General features: G+C 64.9%; 19 protein-coding genes and 1 riboswitch. Of the genes, 8 read left to right on the top strand and 11 right to left on the bottom strand.

What is annotated here, in order from left to right; genetic code table 11:
* From QA635_RS05515 to QA635_RS05495, 5 genes are all read right to left on the bottom strand, one after another.
* Entirely contained in the window at positions 1-2,277 is a 2,277-nt protein-coding gene (locus tag QA635_RS05515) for a TonB-dependent receptor (RefSeq protein ID WP_283067612.1), read from the bottom strand.
* Between the two features lie 106 nt (positions 2,278-2,383).
* Positions 2,384-2,579, bottom strand: a riboswitch (cobalamin riboswitch).
* A gap of 227 nt (positions 2,580-2,806) precedes the next feature.
* Entirely contained in the window at positions 2,807-3,736 is a 930-nt protein-coding gene (locus QA635_RS05510) for a CobW family GTP-binding protein (protein ID WP_283067610.1), read from the bottom strand.
* Between the two features lies 1 nt (position 3,737).
* The gene (locus tag QA635_RS05505) at positions 3,738-5,228 is read right to left on the bottom strand and encodes an amidohydrolase family protein (RefSeq protein ID WP_283067608.1); all 1,491 of its coding nucleotides are present in this window, start codon (positions 5,226-5,228) and stop codon (positions 3,738-3,740) included.
* 153 nt (positions 5,229-5,381) lie between these two features.
* Positions 5,382-5,774 (bottom strand): hypothetical protein, encoded by a 393-nt coding sequence (locus tag QA635_RS05500; RefSeq protein WP_283067606.1) that lies wholly within the window; start codon positions 5,772-5,774, stop codon positions 5,382-5,384.
* Between the two features lie 152 nt (positions 5,775-5,926).
* Positions 5,927-7,783, bottom strand: a complete 1,857-nt coding sequence (locus tag QA635_RS05495; RefSeq protein ID WP_283067604.1) for an ABC transporter ATP-binding protein/permease — start codon at positions 7,781-7,783, stop codon at positions 5,927-5,929.
* A gap of 194 nt (positions 7,784-7,977) precedes the next feature.
* On the opposite strand from QA635_RS05495, the gene rpmE reads away from it, so the two are divergent.
* Entirely contained in the window at positions 7,978-8,205 is a 228-nt protein-coding gene (gene rpmE / locus QA635_RS05490; protein WP_016845230.1) for a 50S ribosomal protein L31, read from the top strand.
* Between the two features lie 398 nt (positions 8,206-8,603).
* Here rpmE and QA635_RS05485 read toward each other — a convergent pair whose 3' ends face one another.
* The gene (locus QA635_RS05485; RefSeq protein WP_283067596.1) at positions 8,604-9,236 is read right to left on the bottom strand and encodes a hypothetical protein; all 633 of its coding nucleotides are present in this window, start codon (positions 9,234-9,236) and stop codon (positions 8,604-8,606) included.
* Positions 9,237-9,288: 52 nt separating this feature from the next.
* Here QA635_RS05485 and QA635_RS05480 point away from each other — a divergent pair, with 52 nt between their 5' ends.
* Positions 9,289-10,233 (top strand): LysR family transcriptional regulator, encoded by a 945-nt coding sequence (locus tag QA635_RS05480; RefSeq protein WP_283067594.1) that lies wholly within the window; start codon positions 9,289-9,291, stop codon positions 10,231-10,233.
* Positions 10,234-11,453: 1,220 nt separating this feature from the next.
* Positions 11,454-13,997, top strand: coding sequence for an MASE1 domain-containing protein (locus QA635_RS05475; RefSeq protein ID WP_283067592.1), 2,544 nt, complete (start codon positions 11,454-11,456; stop codon positions 13,995-13,997).
* An 86-nt stretch (positions 13,998-14,083) separates the two neighbouring features.
* Here the strand turns inward: QA635_RS05475 and QA635_RS05470 are convergent, their stop codons facing one another.
* Both QA635_RS05470 and QA635_RS05465 read right to left on the bottom strand, forming a co-directional pair.
* Positions 14,084-14,701 carry a LysE family translocator gene (locus QA635_RS05470; protein WP_283067590.1) on the bottom strand — a complete coding sequence of 206 codons (618 nt, stop codon included), beginning with the start codon at positions 14,699-14,701 and terminating at the stop codon, positions 14,084-14,086.
* Between the two features lie 159 nt (positions 14,702-14,860).
* Entirely contained in the window at positions 14,861-15,487 is a 627-nt protein-coding gene (locus tag QA635_RS05465) for an FMN-binding negative transcriptional regulator (RefSeq protein WP_283067588.1), read from the bottom strand.
* A gap of 109 nt (positions 15,488-15,596) precedes the next feature.
* On the opposite strand from QA635_RS05465, the gene pdxR reads away from it, so the two are divergent.
* Entirely contained in the window at positions 15,597-17,111 is a 1,515-nt protein-coding gene (gene pdxR, locus QA635_RS05460) for a MocR-like pyridoxine biosynthesis transcription factor PdxR (RefSeq protein WP_283067586.1), read from the top strand.
* A 13-nt stretch (positions 17,112-17,124) separates the two neighbouring features.
* Here the strand turns inward: pdxR and rcdA are convergent, their stop codons facing one another.
* Together rcdA and QA635_RS05450 are read right to left on the bottom strand one after the other, a co-directional pair.
* Positions 17,125-17,637, bottom strand: coding sequence for a protease adaptor protein RcdA (gene rcdA / locus QA635_RS05455; RefSeq protein WP_028333674.1), 513 nt, complete (start codon positions 17,635-17,637; stop codon positions 17,125-17,127).
* A 486-nt stretch (positions 17,638-18,123) separates the two neighbouring features.
* The gene (locus QA635_RS05450; RefSeq protein WP_283067583.1) at positions 18,124-18,315 is read right to left on the bottom strand and encodes a DUF1192 domain-containing protein; all 192 of its coding nucleotides are present in this window, start codon (positions 18,313-18,315) and stop codon (positions 18,124-18,126) included.
* A gap of 273 nt (positions 18,316-18,588) precedes the next feature.
* On the opposite strand from QA635_RS05450, the gene metG reads away from it, so the two are divergent.
* The 3 genes from metG (at position 18,589) to QA635_RS05435 (ending at position 24,333) form a co-directional block, all read left to right on the top strand.
* Positions 18,589-20,268 (top strand): methionine--tRNA ligase, encoded by a 1,680-nt coding sequence (gene metG, locus QA635_RS05445; RefSeq protein WP_283067581.1) that lies wholly within the window; start codon positions 18,589-18,591, stop codon positions 20,266-20,268.
* A 69-nt stretch (positions 20,269-20,337) separates the two neighbouring features.
* Complete coding sequence (locus QA635_RS05440; RefSeq protein WP_057017706.1) at positions 20,338-21,336, top strand: NAD(P)H-quinone oxidoreductase; 999 nt, start codon at positions 20,338-20,340, stop codon at positions 21,334-21,336.
* Positions 21,337-21,456: 120 nt separating this feature from the next.
* Entirely contained in the window at positions 21,457-24,333 is a 2,877-nt protein-coding gene (locus tag QA635_RS05435) for an EAL domain-containing protein (protein WP_076827342.1), read from the top strand.
* A gap of 207 nt (positions 24,334-24,540) precedes the next feature.
* Here QA635_RS05435 and QA635_RS05430 read toward each other — a convergent pair whose 3' ends face one another.
* A complete protein-coding gene (locus QA635_RS05430) occupies positions 24,541-24,798 on the bottom strand; it encodes a DUF7662 domain-containing protein (RefSeq protein WP_028338908.1) in 258 nt (85 codons plus the stop codon).
* Between the two features lie 115 nt (positions 24,799-24,913).
* Here QA635_RS05430 and QA635_RS05425 point away from each other — a divergent pair, with 115 nt between their 5' ends.
* On the top strand, positions 24,914-26,407 hold the full coding sequence (locus tag QA635_RS05425; RefSeq protein ID WP_283067577.1) for a sensor domain-containing diguanylate cyclase: 1,494 nt from the start codon (positions 24,914-24,916) through the stop codon (positions 26,405-26,407).
* The last annotated feature ends 127 nt before the right edge of the window (positions 26,408-26,534 follow it).

The raw sequence follows: 26,534 nt of genomic DNA, 5'->3' as shown, positions 1-26,534 counted from the left end.
TCAGAACTTCACGTTGACGGACAATTCGGCGGTACGCGGCATACCTAGCAGCCACTGCCCGGTGCCGTTCGAGGTCACCGCGTAAGCCTTGTCGAACAGATTGTAGAGGCGGAACGCGACCGTGGTACGGTCGTCCGGCTTCCACCTGACGCCGCCATTGACCACGTTGTAGCCCGGCCGCAGCTGGGTGTTGGCAAGATCGGAGTACATCGCACCGACGATCTGCACGCCGCCATAGACCGACCAGTTGGGCGCGAAATCCCAGGTCAGCCAGACATTCGAGACCTGCTGCGGCACGTTGACCGGGACATTGCCGTTGAAGCTGACGATCTTGCCGCCGACCACCTGGCTGTTGTTGTCGTATCTGGCGCGCAGCAGTGCAAGATTGGCGTCGACGCGCCAGCCGTCGCTCAGCGCGAGCCCGATCGATCCTTCGACCCCGCGGGATGATTGCTGGCCGATCTGCAATGCCAGGCCGCCGGTGGGGTTGGCGGGATCGGGAATCGTGAGCCCGGTCTTGACGATCTCGTAGGCAGCCAGCGTCCACTCGCCGCGGCCGCCCCAGAACGACTGCTTGACCCCGATCTCGGTCTGCTTGCCGGTCGCAAGCTGGAACGTCTTCTGCGTGGTCGACAGTGAGATCAGGTTGCTGACCGGATCGACGCCGACCGCGTACTGGCCATAGAACGCGAGGTTCTTGATCGGCTCGTAGACGAGGCCAGCTCGCCAGCTGGTGCCTGATAGCGTCGTCTCGAAACTGTTTGCCGGCGCCTTGTAGTCGGTGCGATCGACCTCGGGACGATCGTACCTGACACCGGTGACGAGCGACAACTGATCGGTCAACAAGAGACGGTCCTCGGCGAACAGCGCGTATTGATTGACGATCGCGTTGAAGCCCGGCGTGGTCGCCGTCGTCGTGGCGAAGAACGATCCCGGATCGAACACGTAAGGATTGACCGACGACGCGCCGCCATAGGGCGAGTTGTTGGTGTGGGTGAAGTCGATCCGGTTGACGTCGAACCCGGCGACGACCTGGTTCGCAAGTCCGAACACGTGACCGCTGAAGGTCGCATCCATCCGGTTGCCGAATTGCTTCTGGTCGTGGAAGATCTCGATGTAGCTTGAGCGATCGATCAGCCGGGTCTTCGGATTCCAGGTGTAGTTTTCGATGTCGCGCCAGTGCCGCTCGCTGGTCAGATAATACAGCGTGTTGCTGACCTTGATGCCGTCGGCGACGTCCCATTCGGTCTTGAACTGGGTCCAGCTGTCCTGGTAGCGGATCGCGCTGTCCAATGCGTTGTAGTTCTTGAAGCGCAGCGCGTCCTGGATCGAGCCGTTGATCAGCGGCGTGCCGAAATAGCGCGACGGACTGCGGTCGCCGTAGTCCTCCGACAGCGTGAAGGCGAGATTGTCCGATGCCTGCACCCGCACCGCAGCGGAGACCACCGCGTTCGAGGTCTTGTCGCGATCGACCCATCCGTCCGACATGTTGCCGGTAGCGTTGACGCGGTACGACACATTGGGATTGATCGGCCCGGTGCTGTCCACCGAGAGCCGCCGCGTCATGTTGCTGTCGAGCGAAACTTCGGCCTCGTTGTAGGGCGTACTGAGCGGTTTCTTCGGGATCACGTTGATGACGCCGCCGATCGCGCCTTCGCCGTACAGCACCGAGGCCGGGCCGCGCAGCACTTCGATGCGCTGCGTCGACCAGGTGTCGTAGGGGAACGTCAGCGTGCCCGAGCCGATATAGAAGCGCGTGCCGTCATACAGCATCATCACCGAGTTGCTGCCGGCAAAGCCGCGGGTGCTGAACGACAGGCCGCCATTGCCGGGTGCCGGCGTTGCGATGAAGCCGGCCGCGTCCTGGGTGACGGCATCGAGCACGTTGTGCTGGCCGCGTTCGGCGATGGTCTGCGCCGTGATGATCTCGACGCTGGCCGGCGTCTGCAGCGGCGTCAGGTTGAGACGACTGCCGGTGCCGCCCGGCGTGGTGGCATTGAGCGTCGGCGATGCCGATCCCGGTACGCCCGACGCTGCGACGCGCGGCGTGTTGCCGGCTGTTGCGATCGTCGCGGGCCTCGGCCGCGCCGCAGCGGCCATGTCACGGCTGCGCGCCGCGGGCTTCGGCTTTGCCGCAGCGGAAGGCGCGACCTCGATCGGATCGAGCCTGGTTGGTGGCGGTGTTTGTGCCGAGCCTTCGGCCGGCAACAGCAGCGATGACAGGGAGCAGAGAAGACCGAGGCGCCATTTGCGCGCAACGGGAGAGGACGGAGACATGAAAAGGACTCGCGGTAACGTGGCACGTCACCGCGAACGCGGATGGCGCATTGCCGAAAAGGCAGTGCTCCGATCCCACCAGGACGCCCCCGCCCGATGTGCTCGCGTGTGACCACGACTGACGGCAGGTCTCCTGGCTCACGGGTCATCGCCTGTCGACGCCTTCCCGGGCCTGATGGCCCAGTGGCAAATTGACGAAAGGCTCGCCGTTTACAGTTGCGGGGACAGCTGCGGCATTGGGGTTACCCTCGCACCGCATTCCCTTTTGATCCCCGAAGGGAACCGTCGGCAAAAACGATAGGTGGTGCCGGCAAGGCTGTCAATTCGATGCGATTGTCGCACACATGCTTTGCGGGTGATGCTGCGGCGATGACACAGCGACGTCGAGCGCTGACGCCGAAAGACAACCCGTCATCCTGAGGAGCGCGGCACGCGCGTCTCGAAGGATGCACGGCCCGGCTGGTGGCCGATTCATCCTTCGAGACGCCGCTTCGCGGCTCCTCAGGATGACGGGAAACGTAGGTTCGCGTCACTGAGCCTCGACGCATCCCTGCATCACCTCATCAATCTCCGCGCGCGACAGCGCACCCATCTCGGCGATGAACACGATGCGCGTGCGCGGCACGCCGGGCGACGGCAGGCCGCCCGCAGCCAAGGTCGCGCGGCCGCCGGCGAGTTGAAACACGGTCAGCCGCCCGGGCTGCTCCACCGTCTCGAACAATCCCTTCGCCCGCGCCAGCTTCGGCGCCAGTCTGCCGATCGCCTGCTGCAGGCGCGGCAGCCGCACACGCTGCTCCGAGGTCCAGCTCAGCGTCTCGAAGCGATCGGACGCCGGCCGTCGCGGCGCGGTCTCGCGCGGCGCCGACACATGATCGAGGTCCGCCGGGAACAGCAGCGCGGCCGGCACCTCGCCATGCGAGGCATCAACCACCACGGCCGCCGGACGCGCCGCGCGCACGGCGTCGCGGATCGCGGCGCAGGTGGCGGCGTCAGTCAGATCGACCTTGCTCAGTGCCACCACGTCCGCCGCCCGGAGCTGCGAGCGCAGCAGCGCATCGTTCAGCTTCGCCGCAGGCTGCGTCGCGTCGACCACGCACAGCACCGTCTCCAGCGGCGCCTCCTTCCAGATCACGGGATCCATCAGGTTGCGCACGATGTCGGCGGGATCGGCGATCCCGCTGGTCTCGATCACGATGAATTCGGGACGCGGATCACGCCGCAGCAGCGTGGCGAGCGTGCGCAGCAGGTCGCCCTCCAGCGTGCAGCAGATGCAGCCATTGCTCAGGCTGACCACGCCGTCGCCGGCGCCCGCGATCAGCTCCGCGTCGATATTGATCGCGCCGAAATCGTTGACCACGGCGGCGATGCGCCGCCCTTGCGCATGCGCCAGCAGATGGTTGACGACCGTGGTCTTGCCCGCCCCGAGGAAGCCCGCGACCAGCAGGATCGGGACCGGCACCTCAGCCTCCGGTGACGGGCCGGCGCACCGGCCGGCCGGGACGCGCCGCGACATCGAGCACACCATCGCTGATCAGCGGCTGGCCGCTGACCACAAGATGCCGCACGCCCTCCGCCGTACGATTCATCGCGGAGAAGGTCGCGCGATCGCTCAGCGTCTCGTAGTCGAACACCACGACATCGGCGTCGGCGCCGACCTGCAGCCGGCCCTTGGCCCGCATCGCCGGCGTGCTCGCCGACAGGATCTCGGCCGGGATCAGCGCGCATTTGCGGATGCCCTCGAGCAGCGACACCTTCTTGCGCTCGCGCACCCATTCGCGGATGAAGCGGGTGAAGCAGCCCGCCGAGCGCGGATGCGAGGTGGCATCGTCCGGCAGCGGCCAGGCGTCGCCGCTGTAGGGACGGCCGTCGGACAGCGTCCACGGCATCGCGTCGGAGGCGATCGCGCCGCCCGGATACAGCACCGCCATGTCGAGCAGATCGCGATGATGCGCGTTGTTCTCGATATCGAGCACATGCCACAGCACCAAGGTCGAGGGCTCTTCGGCCTGTGCCGCCAGCAGTTCCTCGCGGCTGCCGAAACGGTGACCGTCGGTCACGCGCTGCACCGAATCGTAGCCGAGGCCGTTGCGCTCCTCGAATTTCGGATCGCTGAAGAAGGTCGCCGCCAGCACGGTCGAGCCGGTGCCGTAGGGATAGGCCTCCACCGTGATCGGCAGGCCCTGCGCCTGCGCTTTCGCGATCAGCCCAACACAACGTTCGATATCGGTCTTGCTCGACGAGTTGAAGTGGCAGATGTGCATATGCGCGCCGGTGGCGCCGGCATAGCCGATCAGGCGGATATAGGCCTCGGCCGCGCTCTCGGGATCGATCCGCGACATGTAGGCGACGTGGGTGAAGGTCGGCACCGCATGATCCGCCGCGAGTTGGCACACCGCGGTCAATTCCTGCACGCCGGCGCCCGGCGCATAGGCGTTGAGAATGCCGATGCCGATGCCGCCCTCGTTCAGGCCGATCGCGAGACGCTCCAGGATGCCGCCGACCTCGCCTTCGGTCGCGACGTTTTCGATCCAGCGGCGATCGCGCATCGCGGCACCAAACGATTCCAGCGAGCTTTCCGAATTCGAACCGGTCATCGCGCCGATGCGCGCGAAGGCCCAGTTGGCGGCGGCGCCGTAGTTCAGCACCCTGCCCTTCTCGGCCTGGCGCTTGTACCAGGACGCGACCGGCAGCACGCCGGCCTCGAGGTCGAGCGAGGTCGTCACCCCGTCGAACGCCTGCATGCGGTCGGCCGGAATGGTCTGGCCATGCGCGTGCAGGTCGATGAAGCCCGGCGCCACCACGAGCCCGGTCGCGTCGATCTGCCGCTCGGAACCGCCGAGGCCGGTGCCGACCGCGGCGATCTTGCCGTCGACCACGGCGACATCGCCGATCGCGTCCATCCCGCTGGCCGGATCTACCACCCGGCCGCCGCTGATCACCAAGCCACCCATCTCGCCACTCCCCGCATTCCGAAACCGACCGGTCTCCTGTCGAGCACAGAGAAGCGCATCGCACTGATCGCAGCAAGCCGGCCAGGGTTGTGGCGACATGCTGTGACGGAATATCCGCCGCGCCGTGATGGCGATTGCAGAGTGAGGCCCTTCCTACGTTCCGGTTGCGCGCCGCGACGCCAGCCCGCGCCAGAGATCGGGGCCGGGCTTCACGCGGCTCGCCACGAGTTTCGGCGGCGTGCGGTCCCTGGCTATCGCCGCTTCGACCGCATGCTTGAGCCTGACATTGTCGATCTGCGCCAGGAAGCGCCGGATGACGGCATCCTGATCCGCGCCCTGACCGGAGATCGCCGCGCACAGCTCCGCGGTCGTCCTGCGGAAGAAGTGGAAGGCGTCATCGGCCGCGCCGCCCAGCCGGTCGACCTCGCCGGCCACACCGAGCGCGTGCATCCGATCGTCGTCGTCGAGCGTCACTGCGAAGCGCAGCACGGCAAGCTGCCAGGCACGGAGCAGCTTGCTCTCCGGTTCGGTCGCATTCTCGCGCATCAGTCGAACACCCCGTGCGCCTGACTTCCCTCGGCTGTCGAGGGAGGTCGGGCGCGGCGCGACTATCCTTGCGCGGGAATAGGTTTTCGAGGGGAGCGCGCGCCTGATCGTATAGGAATCGCATAGGCGGAGCGCGCCGAGGCCCAATTCGCTTAAATCCCCTCGAATTGCAGCCGGGCCAGCCGGGCATAGAGGCCGCCCGCGGCGACCAGCTCGGCGTGGGTGCCCTGCTCGACGATCCTGCCCTGGTCCATCACCAGGATGCGGTCGCAGGACAGAACGGTCGCCAGCCGATGCGCGATCACCAGCGTGGTGCGGTGGCGCATCAGTTCCTCCAGCGCGGTCTGCACCAGCGTCTCGCTCTCGGCGTCGAGCGCCGAGGTCGCCTCGTCGAGCAGCAGCAGCGGCGCATCGCGCAGGATCGCGCGCGCGATCGCGATGCGCTGGCGCTGGCCGCCTGACAGCGTCACGCCGCGCTCGCCGAGCTGGGCGTCGAAGCCTTCGGGCAGGCGGCGCAGGAATTCGGTTGCATGGGCGAGATCGGCGGCACGCTCGACCTCGGCGTCGCTGGCATCGGGCCGGCCGAACCGGATGTTCTCGCGGGCGCTTGCGGCGAACACCACGGAATCCTGCGGCACCAGCGCGATGCGCGCGCGCACCTCGGCCGGATCGGCCTGCCGGATCGGCACGCCGTCGAGCGAGATGGTGCCCGATTTCGGATCGTAGAAGCGCAGCAGCAGATGGAACAGCGTGCTCTTGCCGGCGCCGGACGGGCCGACGATCGCGACCTTCTCACCTGACCGGACCGAGAGCGACACTTCATCGACCGCAAGCGCGTTGAGCCGGGTCGGATAGGCGAAGCTGACATTGTCGAAGCCGACATCGCCGCGCGCCGGCTGCGGCAGCGCGCGCGGCGACGCGGGCGCCGCGATCTGCGGCCTGACGCGCAAGATCTCGAACAGCCGCTCGGCGGCGCCCGATGCGGCCGAGACCTCACCCCAGACCTCGCTGAGCTGGCCGAGGCCGCTCGCGGCGAACGCCGTGTAGAGAATGAACTGGCCGAGCCGGCCCGGACTGATCGTCCCGACCAGCACATCGTGCGAGCCGACCCAGAGGATCACGACGACGCTGGCGAACACGATGAAGATGACGATCAGCGTCAGCACTGCGCGCGCTTTGGTCGAGCTGCGCGCGGCTTGATAGGCCTGCTCGACCTCGCCGGCAAAACGCGTCCTGGCGAGCCGCTCGCCGGTATAGGCCTGCACGGTGCGGATCGCATTGACCAGCTCCGAGGCATAGGCGCTGGCATCGGCCAGCGTGTCCTGGGCGGTGCGCGACAGCCGCCGCACCCAGCGGCCGAACGCCACCAGCGGAATCACGATGATCGGGATCGCGAGCAGCACGAAGCCGGACAGCCGCGGGCTGGTGATCACCATCATCGCGGCGGCGCCGAAGAACAGCATCAGATTGCGCAGCGCAATCGACACCGACGCGCCGACCGCGGACTTGATTTGCGTGGTATCGGCGGTGAGCCGCGACACCAATTCGCCTGATCGCGCGGAATCGAAGAACGAGGGCGACAGCGAGATCAGATGCGCGAACACGTCGCGCCGGAGATCGGCGACAATGCGCTCGCCGATCGTCATCACGAGGTAATAGCGCGAGGCGCTGGCACAGGCGAGCACCGCGACGACCGCGATCATCACGCTGAAATAGCTGTTGATCATCGCGATGCCTTCGGGCGTGAAGCCCATGTCGATCATCCGCCGCACCGCGACCGGCACGATCAGCGTGGTGATCGCGGCGATCGTCAGCGAGATCAGCGCGAGGATCGCCCGGCCCTTGTAGCGCGCCACATAGGGCGCGAGCGCAAGCAACGGTCGCAACCGGGCACGGCTCTTCGCCGGCTCCGTGATCTGGCTCTCGATGAAGGCTTCCTCATCGAGCAATGCGTCGCGCGGGGGCTGCGGGGCGCCGCGCGGAGTCTCAAGCTGTTCGGCTACACTCATTAATCTAGACCGGTTCTATCGCCCCCCACATAGGCCCGCCGACCCCCGGCTGGCAAATCCGGTAAAGTCCCAATCCGGTGATGGGCTTAGGCCCTTTCTTGGCTTGTTTTGGCGGGCTCCATGGGTTATAGACCCGCGCAAATCCCGTATTCCAGACATCTTGAGACGGGCGCCGGCGCGCCGAAGGAACTGTCATGAAAGCCGATATTCATCCGAATTATCATACGATTAAGGTCGTCATGACCGACGGCACCGAGTACCTGACCCGCTCGACCTGGGGCAAGGAAGGCGACACGCTGAACCTCGACATCGACCCCAAGTCGCACCCGGCCTGGACCGGCGGCACCCAGCAGCTGATGGACCGCGGCGGCCGCGTCTCGCGCTTCCAGAAGAAGTTTTCGGGCTTCCTCAAGAAGGACTAAAGTCCGCTTCGGGATCGCCCCGGCGACCACACGCAAAACGCCCCCGTCTCGGGGGCGTTTTTGTTTTTGGGGGCTGGTGCAGATCGGCGGGCTGAACGAGCCCGCGATCCTCCTGCTGCGTCGTCCTGGAAAAGGCCCAGGACGACAGCGAATGTGTGGCACGGCCTCCATCCACAATCGTCGTCCCTGCCTAGTGCGCAATTGCGCACGGGAGCAGGGACCCATAACCACAGGGTTGTGTGTTGGAGAGGGCTGCGGGCCCAGCGTCGCGCAACTACTGTCACTTGTGGTTATGGGTCCCGGGTCAAGCCCGGGACGACACTGAATGTGTGGCTCGACTTTTGGGTCATACATCTGCAAGCAAGCATGGATGGGCTACTTCTTTAAGTGCGCTGCAGTCAGCCGGCGGCCTCGCGCAGACTTGCTTCGTAACGCGCGCTCGCCCGTTCGAAGTTGCGGCGCGCTTCTTCGCGGTCGGAGCGGCCCTCTTCAAGCGTCAACGAATCCCATTTGCTCCGTTCCGTGGCGAAAAAATCGCCGCCATAGACGTGGATTGCGCCGCTCAGCCGGTCGATTGGATTGATCACCGAATGGATGATGTCGGTGCCGAGCGGCACGGTATCGCGCACGCACAAGGCCCTGGCGCCGGCAGCCTCGATCCTGTTCGGCTCGCTCGGAATGCGCCGCCAGAAGACGTTGTCCTCACGGCCCGCATAAACGCCGATCACGGCCCACATGTGATGGTCGTGAGGTGGCACGATATAGCCGGGGGGCCACACCACGTTGAGGATGGTCAGCGTCTCGGAATGGAAGAGCGCGCGGCTTTCGGGACGCTGCGGCTCGCCGAGTCCCTTGAATACCGCAGCCGGTTCAGACATCGCGCGGGCAACGACCTCATGAATGGCTCGGTGAGACGGGTCCGCCGCGAACGCTGCGCGGCAGTCGGCAACGAAACGCTCGGTGTCAAACATCGCGATTCCCCTTTGGACAAATCTCGGCTGAGCGACGTAAGGATGTTGCTGCTTGCTCAATGTGTCCAATGCATTTATTATTCACCTATTCATGCATTTGGTGCATTGAAAAATGGACCTTCGCCAGCTGCGCACCTTCGTCGTCGTTGCCGAGGCAGGCGGCTTTGCCGCCGCTCAACAACAGCTGCGTCTGAGCCAGCCGGCGGCCTCTCGCCAGATCCAGGCGCTCGAGGACGAACTCGGGATTCCGTTGTTCGATCGCGTCGGCCGCGGGATCAAACTGACTTCAGAAGGCGAGGATCTGCTACGGCGCGGCCGACGTCTCCTGCAGGATGCCGAATCGTTCGGCGAGCGTGCCCGCGCGCTGAGAACCGGCAAGGCCGGCGCGCTGCGCGTCGGCTGCAGCACCCAACATATGGAAACGGTGCTCGCCAATTTCCTCCCCCTGTTTCGGCGCAGGCACCCCTCCGTGGTCATCGATTTGATCGAGGATGGTGGTGCCCGCGTTCCGGATCGTCTGCAGCGGGGCGACGTTCATCTCGCGATCATTCCGGCCGCCGACGACGGCTATCACCGCCGGTTGCTGGCTCCCGTCCATATGCTTGCTGCGGTTTCGCCGCGGCATGGCTTCGCAAGCAGGCGGAAGCTGGAGATTGCCGAACTCGCCGAAGAGTCACTACTGCTCCTGCGGCGGGACTTCGCATCTCGCGGCTGGTTCGATGCCGCCTGCAACGTCGCACACATCAGGCCACGCGTGATCCTCGAAAGCGCAGCGCCTCACACCCTGCTCGCGCTGGCAAAAGGCGGCAACGATGTCGCCATCGTGCCGTCGAATGTCCAGATCCCGTCCGCGGGCGTCCGCGCCTTTCCGCTGATTCACAGGGGCGCCTCGATCGGGCGATGGACTGCCGTGGCTTGGGATCCGCAGCGCTTTCTGGCCCCTTATGCCAAATCCTTTATCGACGAACTCGTCGCCTATTGCGGCCAGCACTATCCGGGACGCGAGTTTGCCAAGCGCGTCTCCCCTCTACCGAGGCCGGAAGAAACAAAGGCGTAGTCGCCTTGCGGGAATTGCTGCGGATGGCCTGCTTCCGGGACCCGCCACGACGGCTCAATCACGAACAGGAAATGGTAGCTCGCGCCGTCGCGCGGATTCCGACGGCGAACCTAGTGTGGACGCTTCGGTCGCTTGAGTTCGGCGACCTTAAACTTCCCCGCGGCCTGCAGGCTGCTGCAAAGCCACCAGGCCCTGTTTCGGTACTCGCCCAGGAACCATTTGGTCTCGACGCAATCGACGTAGGATTTGTAGGTGAGGTTGTCTCGGCACGTCGACGAGAACGGTCCGTGGGTTTGTCCGCCCGTCGACTCGCTGCACCCGACCCAAGGGTCCTTGCCATGCGGGAGGCTCGATTCGCAGCCACCGTTGCAATTGCTGGCGACTTTCTCCAGCGCGGCAATCCTGCCCAGCACTGAATCCGGCGCCGGCGACGGCGCTCGAGCGGTAGACGACGACGTCTGGGTGGGTCTCGATCTCCGGTGAGATGCCCCCGTGGTCACCACCTGTGTCGGACGATTTGGCCTTGCCACCGGCTTCGGCGCCTCGACCGTGATGGAGGGAAGCGGCTTGGCGGGGTCTGTTTGCGACGCTGCCGGGCCGCACAGCCAGACAGTTGACAACACGGCGACGGCTGAAGGCGCGACAATGCTCGACGGCAATCTCATGACATAGCCCTCCCAAATCCGGGACGGAAATGCCGTCCCGGTGAGCGCACGGTACCATACATCCCGAGCTTGGCTACCTAGGGTTGAGGAAATACCTGCGGTGTCTCGCCATCGACATGACGGCGAGAGAACGCCGACCGCTCGCACCGTTCCGGCGTCTGCTCCCGGCCCAAAGCTGAGCTCGAACGGCTCTTGCCGATATTCGCCTTTTGACCCGAAGCGGTTACTTAAGCGACACCGACACGCGGTGGCATCGGATCGACTTTGCAGGCCCACGCCGTTAGGTCAGCGGTTCTGCCCCATGGTCTCTTGTTCAGAAGTTGCTGGCGCCCCCTACTCTCGATCCAGCGGCCATGCTTTGGTCAAAACTGCGTTGAGTGTTTGGCAGGGTCATCGACTTGGAGAAAATACGATCGCCCTCCTTCGGGTGACATGGAACCGGGTGCCAGGTCGTTCCCTACCGCATTCTTGAGGTGCCCACCGCAAAGGCTTGTGATGGAACGGGCAAGGTTCGATAAGGCCGGGATTTTCGCTTTTGGCGATGCTCGGAGCGCTGTGACCTACTCGATCGAACTTTTTATCGTCACCGCGATCTACGGGAGCCTTGCGGCCTCCGCACATTTGCTTCCCGCTATCAATCCGACCGCGACACCGCTGTGGCCGCCAACCGGGGTTGCGCTCGCGCTGATGCTGCTGCGTGGCTACCGGATCTGGCCCGCGATCCTGCTGGGCGCCGTCGCGCCTTACCTGATGACCGACCGATCGCTCCTGGAGCTTGTCGCCGCCGGGATCGGCACCCTCCTTGCTGCACTGGCCGGGACATGGCTGATCGGACGCTGGTCGAACGGTTGCCAGACGTTTGCCACACCATCCGGTGTCGCAAAGTTTGCAGGCATCTCCTTTGCGCCGACCGCGATGATCAGTTCATTCACCGCCCTGGCCGGATCCATCTTCGTCAACGAACCGAGCTTTCCCGATTCCGTCGCCGCCGGGCTGACCTGGTGGCTTGCCGACGCAGCCGCGATCCTGGTGATTGCTCCGGTCATCGTGCTCTGGGCGATGATGCCCTTACGGATTTCCTCCAGGTGGGATCTGTTGGAATCGATCGCAGTTATCGCCCTCGCTGGTCTCATTGGGATCGTGGCCTATAGCCCACTCATCGGCAGTGACCTCGTCAGCGACGATCTCAACGTTGCGTTGCCGCATCGCAGCCTGCTGGGCTTTCTGGCCTTGCTCCCGTTGATCTGGACCGGTCTGCGCGGCAATCGATGCACCGCGGCTACGGCTGCGCTCATTTTCACCGGAATGGCAGTCTGGGGGTTCGCGTTCGGTCATGATCCATTTCCGAAAACGGATCCGAACGGAGCGTTGTTGTCACTGCTCGTGCTTTCGATCAGCGTATCGGCGCCCCCTCTTGCCCTGGCTGCGGCAATTGCCACGCGTCAGACCACGGAAGCCCATCTGCTTTCCGTGCAAGACCAACTGAACGGTCAACTTGAACGGAACGCTTCGGCGCTCGACAGCATCAGACGGCACTTCCAAACCCTTATCGAAGGCGTCGTCGACTATGCGATTTTTGCGCTTGATCGAGAAGGACACGTTACGAGTTGGAATAGCACCGCTCAAAAAATCATCGGCTACACCTCAGAAGAAATCATCGGCAAGCATTTTGGAATATTTTATCGGCCGGATGAACGCCGCGCGGGTTCGCCAACGCACGCGCTGGAGACGGCAATCGAAAGAGGCAAGTACGACGTAGAGGGTTGGCGCATCAGAAAGAATGGTACGCCGTTCTTCATCACGGGCTCGGTCTCGTCGAGCCATGATGACTCAGGAAATCTGATCGGCTTCATCAGTATTCTGCGGGACGCAACCGAGCGACGCGATGCGGAGGAGAAGCTGGTTCAGGCACGCGAACAGCTCGCGATGTCGCAGAAAATGGAGGCAATCGGCAAGCTGACCGGCGGAATTGCACACGACTTCAACAATCTATTGATGATCATCGGAGGCAGTGCCCAGATCTTCACACGCCTGCTTGATCCAAAACTGCCCAAGGCAATTGAAGCCATACAGACCGCGGCCAAACGTGGCGAAAGCCTCACCCGCCAATTGTTGACATTCTCTCGTCATCAGCATCTCAGCCCGACGGTCGTCGATCTGAATGCGTCCATCAAGAACATGCGGACCATGATCGAGAGCTCGCTGCGCGGGAACATCGTGTACAATGAGAACGTCGGCGAGGGCGTAGCGTCGGTCAAGGTAGACCTCGCCGAACTGGAACTTGCGATTGTCAACATCGCCGTCAATGCGCGCGATGCAATGCCAAGCGGCGGCACGTTCACCTTATCCGTCCATGCGGTGACCGCGAACCAGGAAACCGGCGGCGATCGCCGCGCAAAGGCTTTCTTTGCGATAGCGCTTGGCGATACCGGCACCGGCATTCCGCCAAACCTGCTGTCCAAGATGTTCGACCCGTTCTTCACGACCAAAGAGGTCGGCAAGGGTACCGGGCTCGGCTTGTCCCAAGTCTATGGTTTCGCGCACCAGGCCGGCGGAACGGTGACGGCGGACAGCAAGGTTGGACAGGGAACAACGATTACAATCTACTTGCCGTCCTGCGCGGACGAGCAGATCACCAGTAAAGAGCTGGCCGCTGCCAGAACAAGAGCAAGGCAGCCGCAGCGGCAGACGGTTCTCGTTGTCGACGACAGCCCCGAAGTGGCGGATGTGACTTCCTCGCTGTTCGAGCATCTGGGTTATGACACGATCTATCGAGATTCGGCCGAAGCAGCCCTGAAATTGCTCGACGCCGGTACAAAGATCGATCTCGTCTTCAGCGATATCGTCATGCCCGGGACCATCGATGGCGTCGGGCTCGCGAGAGAAGTCCGGTCGCGATACCCCGGTTTGCCGATCGCCCTTACAACCGGCTACAGCGATGCCGCAAAAGCAGCTCCGCCGAGTCTAAAAATCCTCCGCAAGCCGTTCGATACCGACGCACTGAGGGATTTTATCCACGATCTTGCGCCGCCGCGACCACCGCGATCATCCGGCGCGCCCATGACGTCGAACACGACTGAAGCCTCGCGCAGAAATTGACCGGTCGCGCCATTGCAGAAGCAGCTCGTCGCGCAGCTTGGCGAAGCGTTGATCCGCACCATCGCCGCTGATGGACATGACTGCTGCTAGCGATCCTGGAAGGCCAGCCGCGCGCCAAGCGCGACCAGGATGCTGCCGCCGATCCGCTGCATGATGCGCTGCGACCGCTTCGAGCGCTGCAGCTTCGACATCACGGCGCTGGCGAAGAACACGCAGACGATGTCGACCGCCGAAAAGGTCAGATTGACTGTTGTGCCGAGCAGAAACAGCTGGGCCCAGACCGGCAGGCCGGCCGACGCATCGACGAATTGCGGCAGGAACGCCAGGAAGAAGATCGCCGTCTTCGGATTGAGCACCTCGACGACGATGCTTTGCGCGAAGGCGCGCTCCGCGGAGAGCGGCGCAAGTGTGGGGCGCTTTGCATTGTCGCGGTCGCGGAACAGCGACAGCCCGAGCCAGACCAGATAGGCCGCACCGGCAAGCTTCATCGCCATGAACAACGGCGGCACCGCATGAAACAGCAGCGCGAGGCCGGCCGCCGCGGCGACGACATGGACATAGCCACCGAGATGCAGCCCGAGCGAGGCCGTCAGCCCCGCGCGCCGGCCGCCTGCCAGCGTGCGGGCCGCGGCATACAGCATGGCGGGACCCGGGATCAGCGCGAAGGTCGCAGTCGTGATCGCGAAGGCAAGATACAATTCCATGTGTGGGCGTCAATTTCTGAAGGGGTTGAGCGGGCGCAACTTCCTCGGCCGTCATTGCGAGCGAAGCGAAGCAATCCATCTGCCCGCATATGCCGATAGATGGATTGCTTCGTCGCTATCGCTCCTCGCAATGACGGTCTGGAATTTGTTCAAGGCGTCTCAGCTCGCCGGAATCATTGCTGCGACCTCGCGATCAGTCGGATTGTCGCTGGCCTCAAGCCCCGCGATCACGCCGGCGCGATCCCCAGGCTTGCGGTTCTGGCTCATCTTCTTCTTGGCATCGATCCGCGTGATTGGCATTCGGAAGCCGACGATGCCGCGCAGCTGCGCCGTGATGAAATCATCGGGCGCATCGTTGACCTGCCAGACCTCCTTGCGCGAACTCTCGTGCAACTGAGTCAGCCGGGTCACGATATCGAGCAAACGATCGGCATCCTCGAAGAACTCGGCAGCGCCATAGGCGTGGACGGCGACGTAATTCCAGGTCGGCACCACCTTGCCGTGCTCGGCCTTGGTCACATACCAGGACGGCGTCACGTAGGCGTCGGGGCCCATGAAGATCGCCATCGCCTCGCCCACGGCAGGCAGCTTCCACTGCGGATTGGGCCGCGCGACGTGACCGTACAGCGTGCCGTACTCGCCCTCGTTCTCATTGAGGATCAGCGGCAGCGGCGTTCCGATCAGACCGTCGGCGGTCGCGGTGACCAACGTCGCAAGCTTCGAGGCCCGCATTGCGGCGTGGATCGGACCGAGCTCATCGATCTTGAAATGCGGCGGCAGGTACATGGCGGACCTCTTGGCAGACCTTTGGCAGGCTCCATCAATTGCTGCTCGCACCATAGCGTTGAAGTGGCCTATGATAAGAGCCACTTTCGATCATCTTGATTGGTCCACTATGCCCCGCCCGCGCGCCACGACCAGCATCCCTTCGCTCCGGTCCGTCGACCGCGCCGCCGGACAGGTCGGGCGCCAGATCGCGCAGGCCCTGCGCGCCGCGATTGCGAGCGGCGAACTGAAGGCCGGGGAATTCCTGCCGTCGACGCGCGCGCTGTCGGCCTCGCTCGGCGTCGCGCGCGGCACGGTCACGGAAGCCTTCGAGCAGTTGCTGGCCGAGGGCTATCTGGAATCGCAGGTCGGTGCCGGCACCCGCGTCGCGCCGACGCTTGCCGAGCAGGCACGGCCCGTCGTGGTCAATCGCAAGCCGAACAAATCAGTACCGATCCAGTTGCCGCCGCGCGCGGCGCGGCTTGCCAAAGTGGCGGCAGCCTTCACGCCGATGCCGGAAATCCCGTTTGCGATCGCGGTCCCCGGCGGCGCGGTCGCGCCCGACGACCATTGGCGCCGCCTCGGCAACCGCGTACGCGCATCGCGCGCCGCGGCGCCTGCGAGCTATGGCGATCCGCGCGGCCTGATCGAGCTGCGGCAGGCGATCGCCGACTACGTGCGCAAATCCCGCGCGGTGCATTGCGAGCCCGAGCAGGTCGTGATCACGGCCGGCACCCAGCAAGGCCTCTATCTCGCCGGCCGCGTGCTGCTGTCGTCAGGCGATCGCGTCTGGGCCGAGGATCCCGCCTATCCCGGCATGACGGCCGTGCTCGACGATCTCGATCTCGTCACCACGCGCGTTGGCGTCGATGCGCAAGGCATCGACGTCGATGCCGCGATCGCCGCGTGCCCGCACGCACGCGCGGCTTTCGTGACGCCGTCGCATCAATATCCGCTGGGTATGCCGATGAGCATGGCCCGCCGCAATGCGCTGGTGGCGTGGGCGCAGCTGCGCAATGCCTGGATCGTCGAGGACGATTACGACAGCGAGCTGCGCTATGCCGGGCATCCCTTCCCGTCGATGCAGGGCCTCGCGCCATCGCGGGTGATTTATCTCGGCACGCTGAGCAAGGTGCTGTTTCCCTCGCTGCGGCTCGGCTACGTCGTGGCGCCAGCGCCGCTGATCGACGCCTTCGCCGGCGCGCGGGCACTGCTTGACCGCCATTCGCCGACCGCCGACCAGCATGTGTTGGCGGCCTATATGCGCGAGGGGCTGTTCGAGGCGCATATCAGGCGCATTCGCGGCGTCTACGCCGCACGGCGTGCGACGCTGATCGCGGCGTTGACGCGCCACATGCCTGGTGACGTCACGCTGCAGCCGAGCGACCAGGGCATGCATCTGTTGTTGTGGCTGCCCCACGGCCTCGACGATGTGCAACTGGCAAAATCAGCGCTTGCCGCCGGCATCGTCGTGCGGCCGATCTCGCCGATGTACAAGGCCGCACCGCGCCCCGGCCTGATGCTCGGCTTCGGCGGCTTTGAACCTGAGGAGCTGGAGGCGGCGACGCTACGGCTGCGGCGCGTGATGGATCAGCACACGTCGCCGCGGCGGACCAAGCCACGCCGCGCGGACGCGTCACACTGATTTGCTGTCCGGATTACTGCTCGAACGCCGCCTTGAGGCGGTTGAGCTGCGGCACCAGCGGGTTGCCGATCGTCGAGCGATCCGGCGCCGGCGCGTGGATCGTGGTGTCGAGGCGGCGGACGCGCGCCTGCAGATCCATCGAACGGGCGATCAGCTGCTGCAATTGCTCGGGCAGCTTGGTCACCATGTCGGCCGGGCCGGGATCGGCGGCCGACAGCTTCACCTTGGTCTTTTCGCGATTGGCCTGGGTCAGCGTCATCTCGCCTTCCTTGACCGCGCGATGCAGCAGCAGCCAGGAGGCGAGCTGCATCAGCCGCGTGGTCAGGCGCATGCTTTCGGTGGCATAGGTCAGGCTCACGGACCGTTCGAGCGCCTTGGCCTCGGCACGTCCGTCGCCGTCGAGATAGGCCGCGGTCTGCTCGACCAGGTCCATGCCTTCCCGGAACAGCACGCCGAATGCCGCAGAATTGGTCAGCCGTTCGCTGAACAGTACAAGCCCGGCTTCGCTCTGGGAACGATCGGCCATGGTTAACGCCCTCACACCACCGTAACGCCCGCTGGCATCTGACGCGCCAGCTTATGATGAACAAATCATTGCGCGGGCGCGCCGAAGAGTCCAGCCGCAACCGGATTTATGGTTTCCAGCCGATAGGACGCACAAAAAAGAGCCGCCGTTTCCGGCGGCTTTGAAGTTGATAACAGGGAGGCGTCAAACAGAGTGGACAGGAGCCACTCGGTGTCCAAACGAGGACACTGCAGTCATAATCGAGAAAGCTTAACCGATCGTAAATGAACGGATTTCTTGACACTTTGTTTGCCATGTCGGCCATTGACCTAGTTTGGGACAGGTCTCTTCTCCTTCCCCTTGAAAGGGGAAGGTCGGGATGGGGGTCAACCGCAGGCGACGGCGTATGTGGAGAGAGCTGATCCCCACCCGCTTTGCTCTGGCGAGCAAAGCGACCTCCCCTTTTCAAGGGGAGGTGGAGCAGCGTAGCCCGCATGATATGGCGACCTACGACTTGAAGAACGCGTTGGCGGCGTCCTTCGACGCGTGCTTCTTCGTCATCGCCTCCTTTAGGCGATCGACTTCGGCGTTGAGCAGCGCAATGCGATCGGTCAGTTCCTCGACCGACAGCAGCGAGAGATCCTGTCCGATCTCGTGGCTGATTTTCTTCCGCGGCCGGTCCTCATCCTCAATCGGCATGTGTCTTCCCCGCGATGCTGGTCTGGCGCCGTGCGTCCAGAGCTGGTAGATGTCCTTGTGCAGGAGAATTTTGCAGTGACTTTCGTGTGCGCGCAACAGCTGACGCGAATGCCCCGGCCCGACCGCAAGGAGTCTGACCGGACGGGATAGTTGCGCGCCTGCGCGCGAGGCATGAGCCGACCCCAAGCCCTTCCGATCATGCGGGAGGGCTTTTTGATTTTCCGCTTTGATTCTTGCGGGGTCGGCATCACCGAACGCGAAAGACCTTAACCCATGACCAAGATTCTCATCACCAGCGCGCTGCCCTACGTCAACGGCGTCAAGCATCTCGGCAATCTGATCGGGTCGCTGCTGCCCGCCGACGTCCACGCCCGCTTCCGGCGGCAGACCGGCTGCGACGTGCTCTTCATCTGCGCGACCGACGAGCACGGCACGCCGGCGGAGCTCGGCGCCATCGAGGCCGGGCAGGATGTCCGCGCGTTCTGCGACGCGCAGCACGCCATCCAGGCCGATATCTACCGGCGCTTCGGTCTGTCCTTCGATCATTTCGGCCGCACCAGCTCGCCGCACAATCATGCGTTGACGCAGCACTTCTATCGCCGGCTCGACGACGCCGGGCTGATCGAAGCACGCACCTCCCGACAGGTGTTCTCGCCGGCCGACCGGCGCTTCCTGCCAGACCGCTACGTGCTCGGCACCTGTCCGCATTGCGGCGACGCCGGCGCGCGCGGCGATCAATGCGACCATTGCGGCACGCTGCTCGACCCGCCGGACCTCATCGATCCCCGCTCGGCGCTATCAGGCGACCGCGCGCTCGAGATCCGCGACAGCCGTCATCTGTATCTGCGCCAGTCGCAGCTGGTCGACAGCATCGGCGCATGGATCGACAGCCGTACGGGATGGCCGCCCTTCGTGGTGTCGACCGCGAAGGGCTGGCTCAATGCGGAGCTGCGCGACCGCTGCATCACCCGCGATCTCGCCTGGGGCATCGCGGTGCCGCGCGACGGCTTCGACGGCAAGGTGTTCTATGTCTGGTTCGACGCGCCGATCGGCTACATCGCGGCGACGCAGGAATGGGCCGACGCCGCGCCTGGCCGCGACTGGCGGCAATGGTGGTGGCAGGCCGATGATGTCAGCTACATCCAGTTTCTCGGCAAGGACAACATCCCGTTCCACACCGTGAGCTTTCCGGCGACGCTGCTCGGCTCGGGCGAACCGTGGAAGACCGCCGATGTGATCAAGGGATTCCACTGGCTGAATTACGAGGGCGGCAAGTTCTCGACCAGCAGGAAGCGCGGCATCTTCACCGATGCGGCGCTGGCGGAATTGCCCGCCGATCTCTGGCGCTGGTGGCTGATCGCCAACGCGCCGGAGAGCGCCGACACCGATTTTGGCGTCGCCAGATTCGTCGCCGACGTGAACAAGGATCTCGCCGATATCTTCGGCAATCTCGCCAACCGCATCATCAGCTTCGCGCATCGCGCCTTCGATGGCCGCATCCCGGATGGTGGCGCTCCCGGCGATGCCGAGCGACAACTCGCGCTTGAACTGGAGCAGCGCATCGCAGCGCTGCACCGCCATCACACGGCGCTGGAATTTCGCGCAGCGGCGGCAACGACCCGCGCGATCTGGGACGCTGCGAATGCTTATCTGCAACACGCAGCGCCATGGACGGCGATCAAGTCCGATCCGGTGCGCGCGGCGGTCATCACCCGCACCGGGCTCAATCTTGTCGCGCTCAGCGCCACGCTGGCGTGGAGCATCGTGCCTCACCTCGCGGCGCGCGTGCTCGGCGCGCTCGGTCAGAGCGATGCCGTGCCGCGCTGGCCCACTGGCCCACTCGTTCCGCTGCTCGATCGTGGCGCGGGCACGCCGGCCGCAAGGCTCGGCCCGCTGGTCGAGAAAATCACGCCTGAGAGAGCCAGCCAGCTCACGGCGCGGTTCGGGGCTTAATGGCGTTTCGCTTCGGTGGAAAAGGCGGTATGCCATCCGCCAATCCTCTCCACTGACCAGGGACCAGCCATGCCAAATCTGCCCGCGCAAATGACCGTCGTTGCCATCAGCAAGCCGGGTGGCCCTGAGGTGCTGGTGCCGGAGACCCGCGCGGTGCCGGTGCCGAAGGCCGGCGAGATTTTGGTCAAGGTCGCGGCCGCCGGTGTCAATCGTCCCGACGTCGCGCAGCGCTCCGGCTCCTATCCGCCGCCGCCCGGCGCCAGCGACCTGCCCGGCCTCGAAATCGCGGGCGAAGTGGTCGCGCTCGGCGAAGGCGCAAAGCACAAGATCGGCGACAAGGTGATGTCGCTGGTCGCCGGCGGCGGCTACGCGCAATATTGCATCGCGCAGGACGCGCAGGCGATGACCGTGCCGCCCTCGCTGTCGATGCAGGAAGCCGGCGCGATTCCGGAAACGCTGATGACGGTGTGGCACAATGTGTTCGAGCGCGGCGCACTCCAGGCCGGGGAGACGCTGCTGATCCACGGCGGCTCGTCGGGCATCGGCACGATGGCGATCCAGCTTGCCAAGGCGTTCGGCGCCAAGGTGATCGTCACCGTCGGCTCGCAGGACAAGGCCGATGCCTGCCTCAAGCTCGGCGCCGATCACGCGGTCAATTACAAGACCGAGGATTTCGTCGAAGCGGTGAAGAAGGCCACCGGCGGCAACGGCGCCAATGTCATCCTCGACATGGTGGGCGGCGACTATATCGACCGGAACTATGACGCCGCCGCGGTCGAGGGCCGCATCGTCCAGATCGCGTTCCTGTCGGGAACACCGAAGGCGACGGCCAATTTCGCCAAGCTGATGGTCAAGCGGCTGCACCACACCGGCTCGACCCTGCGCCCCCGTAGTAATGCGGACAAGGCGGCGATGGTCGCGGCGATCGAGGCAAAGGTGCTGCCCTTGCTGCGCGAAGGCCGCGTCAAACCGCTGATGGACAGCACATTCCCGCTGGAAAAGGCCGCCGACGCGCACCGGCGCATGGAGACCAGCGAACATATTGGCAAAATTGTGTTGGCGGTTTAACCCTCGCGACGGAAGCAGGGGCGGAAACCCTTTGATTCCCTTCGCTTTCGTGTCATTTATCGCGCCACCGCCGGGCCGGTCGCCGGGTCCGGTCAGTTTGTCGATCGCGGAGTACTGACATTGCGTCTGATCAGGTGCCTTGCGCTGCTCGCGCTGGGCCTCATGATGTTTGCCGCCGCGCCTGCCGCGTATGCGATCGACGCGGTCAGCGTGCGCAGCGATGCGCCGGCGATCGACTTGACGGCGGTTCTCGACCATCAGCGCAGTGAAGCCGACCGCATCCAGGTCTCCACCGCCCCCGGAACCGACGGCATCGTGCGCCGCATCGAGGTTCGCGCCCGCGAAGGCGGCCAGAACTGGGTGGTGTTCGCGCTCGCCAACAACACCGACGACCAACTCGACCGCCTGATCGTTGCGCCGCACTACCGCATCGTGTCGTCCGGCCTGCTGTGGCCCGACCTCGGCCTGTCGCGCATCGCCACCATCACGCCGTCGGTCGGTGATCGTCCCGAGCGGCAGGAAAGCCCGACCGCCGACGTGTTCCGCATCACGCTCGATCCCGGCGCCGTCGTCACCTATGTCGCGGAACTGCGCACCGACAAGCTGCCGCAGCTCTATCTGTGGGAACCTGACGCCTACAAGGACAAGGTCAACTCGTTCACGCTGTACCAGGGCATCGTGATCGGCATCTCGGGCCTGCTCGCGCTCGTGCTCACAATCTTGTTTGTGGTCAAGGGCAGCATCATGTTCCCGGCCGCCGCGGCGCTGGCCTGGGCGGTGCTGGTCTATATCGGCGTCGACTTCGGCTTCTGGGGCAAGGTGCTCGACATGTCGAACAACGCCGAGCGCGTCTGGCGCGCGGCGGGCGAGGCGATCCTCGCCGCGACACTGCTGGTGTTCCTGTTCGCCTATCTGAATTTGAGCAGATGGCACGTCCGCTACTCGCACATCACGATCGGCTGGCTGGTCTTCCTCGGTTCGCTGGTCGCGCTGGCGCTGTTCGATCCTGCGGTCGCCTCCGGCATCGCGCGCATGTCGCTGGTGATGATCGCCTTCGCCGGCTTCGCGCTGATCGTCTATCTCTCGACCCACGGCTTCGACCGCGCGGTGCTGTTGATCCCGACCTGGTTCCTGCTGGTGGTCTGGGTGGTCGCGGCCGGCATGACGGTCGCGGGCTCCGTCACCAACGACATCGTCGGCCCCGCGTTGCTCGGCGGCCTGGTGCTGATCGTGATGCTGATCGGATTCACGGTCATGCAGCACGCCTTCGCCGGCGGCGGTGCCACCACCGGCGTCGTCTCCGATGTCGAGCGCCGGGCGCTGGCGCTGACCGGATCCGGCGATCTGATCTGGGACTGGGACGTGTCCGCCGACAAGGTGTTCACCAGCCCCGAGACCGAGGCGCTGCTCGGCCTCAAGCGCGGCACGCTGGAAGGCCCGGCGGCGAAATGGCTCGAGGTGCTGCACCCACTCGACCAGGACCGCTTCCGCGCTGCGCTCGACAGCGTGCTCGACCAGCGCCGCGGCCGCCTGGTGCAGGATTTCCGGCTGCGTACGCCCGACGGCCACTTCATGTGGTTCGCGCTGAAGGCACGGCCGGTGGTCGGCTCCGACGGCGAGGTCTCGCGCGTGGTCGGCACCCTCACCGACGTCACCGAGTTCAAGAACTCCGAAGAGCGGATGCTTCATGACTCCGTCCATGACAACCTGACCGGCCTGCCGAACCGCCGGCTGTTCATGGACCGCCTCGGCGCAGTGGCGAATCTCGCCAAGACCATGCCGAACCTGCGGCCGACCCTGATGGTGATCGACCTCGACCGCTTCAAGCAGGTCAACGATTCCGTCGGGATCGCGGTCGGCGATTCCATCCTGCTGACGCTGGCGCGGCGGCTGACCCGCATCCTCAAGCCGCAGGACACGCTGGCGCGCATGGCCGGCGACCAGTTCGGCCTGATCCTGCTGTCGGAGCAGGACCCGGCGCGAATCACCAATTTCGCCGAGACCATCCGCAAGACCATCCGCGCCCCGATCGCGTTCAACGACCGCGAGATCTTCCTGACCGCCTCGATCGGCCTTGCGCTGTCCGACCCGGCGGCGCCGCTGACCGACGAGATCATCAAGGACGCCGAGCTTGCGATGTATCATTCCAAGCGGATCGGCGGCGACCGCATCGACGTCTACAAGCCGGCGATGCGGGCGCGCAAGACCGACCGCCTGACGCTTGAGAGCGACCTGCGCCGCGCCATCGAGCGGCAGGAGATCACGATCCTGTACCAGCCGATCGTGCGGCTGGAGGATCGCGCGATCGCCGGCTTCGAGGCGCTGGCGCGCTGGGATCATCCCAAGCTCGGCCGGATGTCACCGTCGGAGTTCATCAACGTCGCCGAGGAGACCGGCCTGATCGTCGATCTCGGCATGTTCGTGATGGACCAGACCGCGCGCCAGCTCGCGGTGTGGCAGCGCGCGATGCGCGCCCGCGAGCCGATCTTCGCCTCGGTCAACGTGTCGTCGCGGCAGCTGCTGCGCCACGATCTGATCCACGATATCCGCACCGTGCTGTCGCGCTCCTCGGTGGCGCGCGGCACGCTGAAGCTGGAGCTGACGGAATCGCTGGTCATGGAGAACCCGGAGCACGCCGCCCAGATGCTGGCGCGGATCCGCGAGCTCGGCACCGGGCTGTCGCTCGACGATTTCGGCACCGGCCACTCATCGCTGTCCTATCTGCAGCGCTTCCCGTTCGACACCATCAAGATCGACCAGTCCTTCGTCCGCACCACCAGCCGCGGCACCCGCCCTGTGATCCTGAAATCGATCATCGCGCTGGCGCACGATCTCGGGATGGAGGTGGTGGCGGAAGGCGCCGAGACGGATTCGGATGCCGTCGAGCTCTACCAGCTCGGCTGCGAATACGCCCAGGGCTTTGCCTTCGGCGAGCCGATGGACGCGGATGCCGCGACCCGGCTCCTCACCGAGGAACGGCTGGAAGCCGCGAGCTAAGCTCGGTCAAGTAAGTTAGCATCGTCTTGCCGCGGACTCGCTGCACCTCTCCCGCTTGCGGGGGAGGTCGCTGCGCGTAGCGCAGCGGGTGGGGGCTCTCTCCATGGAACGACTCGCGGAGAGAGCCCCCACCCCAGCCCTCCCCCGCAAGCGGGAGAGGGAGCGCACCTTCTCCTCGATGACTGTCCGACCCTACAGGATCGCGCCTTAGCGCGGCTTCGGCATGCGCTTGAACTTGACACTCTTGCCGTCGGCCTGGCGGGTGGCGATGTAGCCGGCCTCGAGGCAGGCCTCGCGCTGCGGCATCTTCTCCTGCGGGCTGCGCAAAGTCTCCCACCACGACGCCCGATGCGCGGCGCGCGGCAGCGCCGCATCGATGATCGCCTCGATCTCCTCGAAGGTCAGCACGAATTCGGGCAGATGCTGCTTCTTCAGATAATCCCGCAATGCGTCGTAGTCGTTCACAACGTCCTCGATGACAAAAGTCCGGCAACCACCCGTTAACCCATTCGGCGGCCGCTGTCGCCATTTAAGGCGACAACAAGATTTCCCGTTGCATGACGGCGCATTGGAGCGGGACATGCCATTTCGACGGGGAAACGACCCAAGGCGGCGCTGGCGGCTATCGGCAAAGCTGCTGATCGCGGCGTCGGTTGCGACCGTCCTCGGCTTCTCCGCGGTCTGCGCCGGCGTGATGTTCGACATGCGCCGCGGCGAGGAGGAACTGGCCCGCCGCACCCTGGAGAATCTGGCGTCGGGCATCGAGGCCGACATCAGCCGCAACATCGAGCTCTACGACCTGTCGCTGCGCGCGGTCGCCAGCAATCTCGAGATGCCGGAGATCCGCAATATCAGCAAGGAACTGCGCCAGCTGATCCTGTTCGATCACGCCGCGACCGCAAAACATTTCGGCGCGATCCAGGTGTTCGACACCAAGGGCAATTTGACCATCGACGCGGCGAGCCTCGATCCGCGGCCGGAGAACCGCAGCGACGAGGAGTATTTCACGGTCCAGCGCGACAATCCCGATGCCGGCCTTTACATCAGCCGGCCGATGCTGCATCGCGGCGCCTACGCCATCGTGCTGAGCCGGCGCATCGTCGACGACGAGGGCCGCTTCCTCGGCGTCGTGGTCGGCTCGATCCGCTTCAGCTATTTCCACGATCTGTTCGGGCGGCTGAACCTCATGCCGGGCGACACCATCACCGTGCTGCGCAACGACCGCACCATCATCATGCGGACGCCGTTCGATCTCGACGTGATCGGCAAGAACCTCGCGGAGCAGCTGGACTGGAAGGCCGAGAACCTGAAGGTGGGCGGCGCCTTCTCCGGCAAGGGCCCGGTCGACGACATACCGCGGCTCTATGTCAGGCGCAGCAGCTCCGGGCCGCTTTACGTGGTGGTCGGCAAGCCGCTCGAAGCCGTCTTCAACCTCTGGCGCACGGAGGCCATTCGCATCGGCGCGATCATGGCGTTTCTGATCCTGTTCGTGCTCAGCGCAACGCTGGTGCTCGCCCGCGAGATCGTTCGCCGCGCCGACGCCGAGGACAAGCTCGAGGAGATGGCGACCACCGACGCCCTCACCGGCCTGAAGAACCGGCGCAAGTTCGACGGCGAGATCGAGCGCGAATGGCGCCGTGCCGGCCGCTACGGCCAGCCGGTCGCGCTCTTGATGATCGATGCCGATCATTTCAAGGCCTACAACGACACCTATGGGCATCAGGCCGGCGACCAGGTGCTGGTCGGGATAGCGATCTGCATTTCGGACGCGGTGCGCCGCGCCGGCGATTGCCCGGCGCGCTTCGGCGGCGAGGAGTTCGCCGTGCTGCTGCCCAACATGACCGCGCTCGAGGCCTTCAACCTGGCCGAGATCATCCGCCACAAGGTCCAGCAATGGTGCGCGGGCGAACTGATCACGACAGTCAGCATCGGCGTCGCCAGCATGCGGCCGACCGCGGGCCAGCAATGGTCCGATCTGATCGAGGCTGCCGACAAGGCGCTCTACGCCGCCAAGGCCAACGGCCGCGACCAGTCGGTGCTCGCAACCGTGCCGAAGATCGCGCTGGTGGCGTGAGGGGCCAAGCGGCTGCAAAATGCCGGGCTTCACAGGCAATCAATTAGACGCGAAGCCCTCTCCGCATCGTCGTCCCGGCGAAGGCCGGGACCCATAACCACAGGCCCTCGTCGTCGAAGCGAGCTGT

Origin of the sequence: Bradyrhizobium brasilense, assembly GCF_029714345.1 — a bacterium.
Taxonomy (GTDB): Bacteria; Pseudomonadota; Alphaproteobacteria; order Rhizobiales; family Xanthobacteraceae; genus Bradyrhizobium; species Bradyrhizobium australafricanum.
Note: the sequence above shows the minus strand (reverse complement) of the source record. Positions and strands in the feature narration are given on the sequence as shown.

What these genes read in the sequence shown, in the direction of transcription:
- metG (WP_283067581.1), top strand. Translation starts at nt 18,589, where the DNA reads ATGACCAAGATTCTCATCACCAGCGCGCTGCCCTACGTCAACGGCGTC.
- QA635_RS05500 (WP_283067606.1), bottom strand. Translation starts at nt 5,774, where the DNA reads ATGCGCGAGAATGCGACCGAACCGGAGAGCAAGCTGCTCCGTGCCTGG.
- QA635_RS05425 (WP_283067577.1), top strand. Translation starts at nt 24,914, where the DNA reads ATGCCATTTCGACGGGGAAACGACCCAAGGCGGCGCTGGCGGCTATCG.
- QA635_RS05515 (WP_283067612.1), bottom strand. Translation starts at nt 2,277, where the DNA reads ATGTCTCCGTCCTCTCCCGTTGCGCGCAAATGGCGCCTCGGTCTTCTC.
- rpmE (WP_016845230.1), top strand. Translation starts at nt 7,978, where the DNA reads ATGAAAGCCGATATTCATCCGAATTATCATACGATTAAGGTCGTCATG.
- QA635_RS05495 (WP_283067604.1), bottom strand. Translation starts at nt 7,783, where the DNA reads ATGAGTGTAGCCGAACAGCTTGAGACTCCGCGCGGCGCCCCGCAGCCC.
- QA635_RS05480 (WP_283067594.1), top strand. Translation starts at nt 9,289, where the DNA reads ATGGACCTTCGCCAGCTGCGCACCTTCGTCGTCGTTGCCGAGGCAGGC.
- QA635_RS05470 (WP_283067590.1), bottom strand. Translation starts at nt 14,701, where the DNA reads ATGGAATTGTATCTTGCCTTCGCGATCACGACTGCGACCTTCGCGCTG.
- rcdA (WP_028333674.1), bottom strand. Translation starts at nt 17,637, where the DNA reads ATGGCCGATCGTTCCCAGAGCGAAGCCGGGCTTGTACTGTTCAGCGAA.
- pdxR (WP_283067586.1), top strand. Translation starts at nt 15,597, where the DNA reads ATGCCCCGCCCGCGCGCCACGACCAGCATCCCTTCGCTCCGGTCCGTC.
- QA635_RS05505 (WP_283067608.1), bottom strand. Translation starts at nt 5,228, where the DNA reads ATGGGTGGCTTGGTGATCAGCGGCGGCCGGGTGGTAGATCCGGCCAGC.
- QA635_RS05450 (WP_283067583.1), bottom strand. Translation starts at nt 18,315, where the DNA reads ATGCCGATTGAGGATGAGGACCGGCCGCGGAAGAAAATCAGCCACGAG.
- QA635_RS05440 (WP_057017706.1), top strand. Translation starts at nt 20,338, where the DNA reads ATGCCAAATCTGCCCGCGCAAATGACCGTCGTTGCCATCAGCAAGCCG.
- QA635_RS05465 (WP_283067588.1), bottom strand. Translation starts at nt 15,487, where the DNA reads ATGTACCTGCCGCCGCATTTCAAGATCGATGAGCTCGGTCCGATCCAC.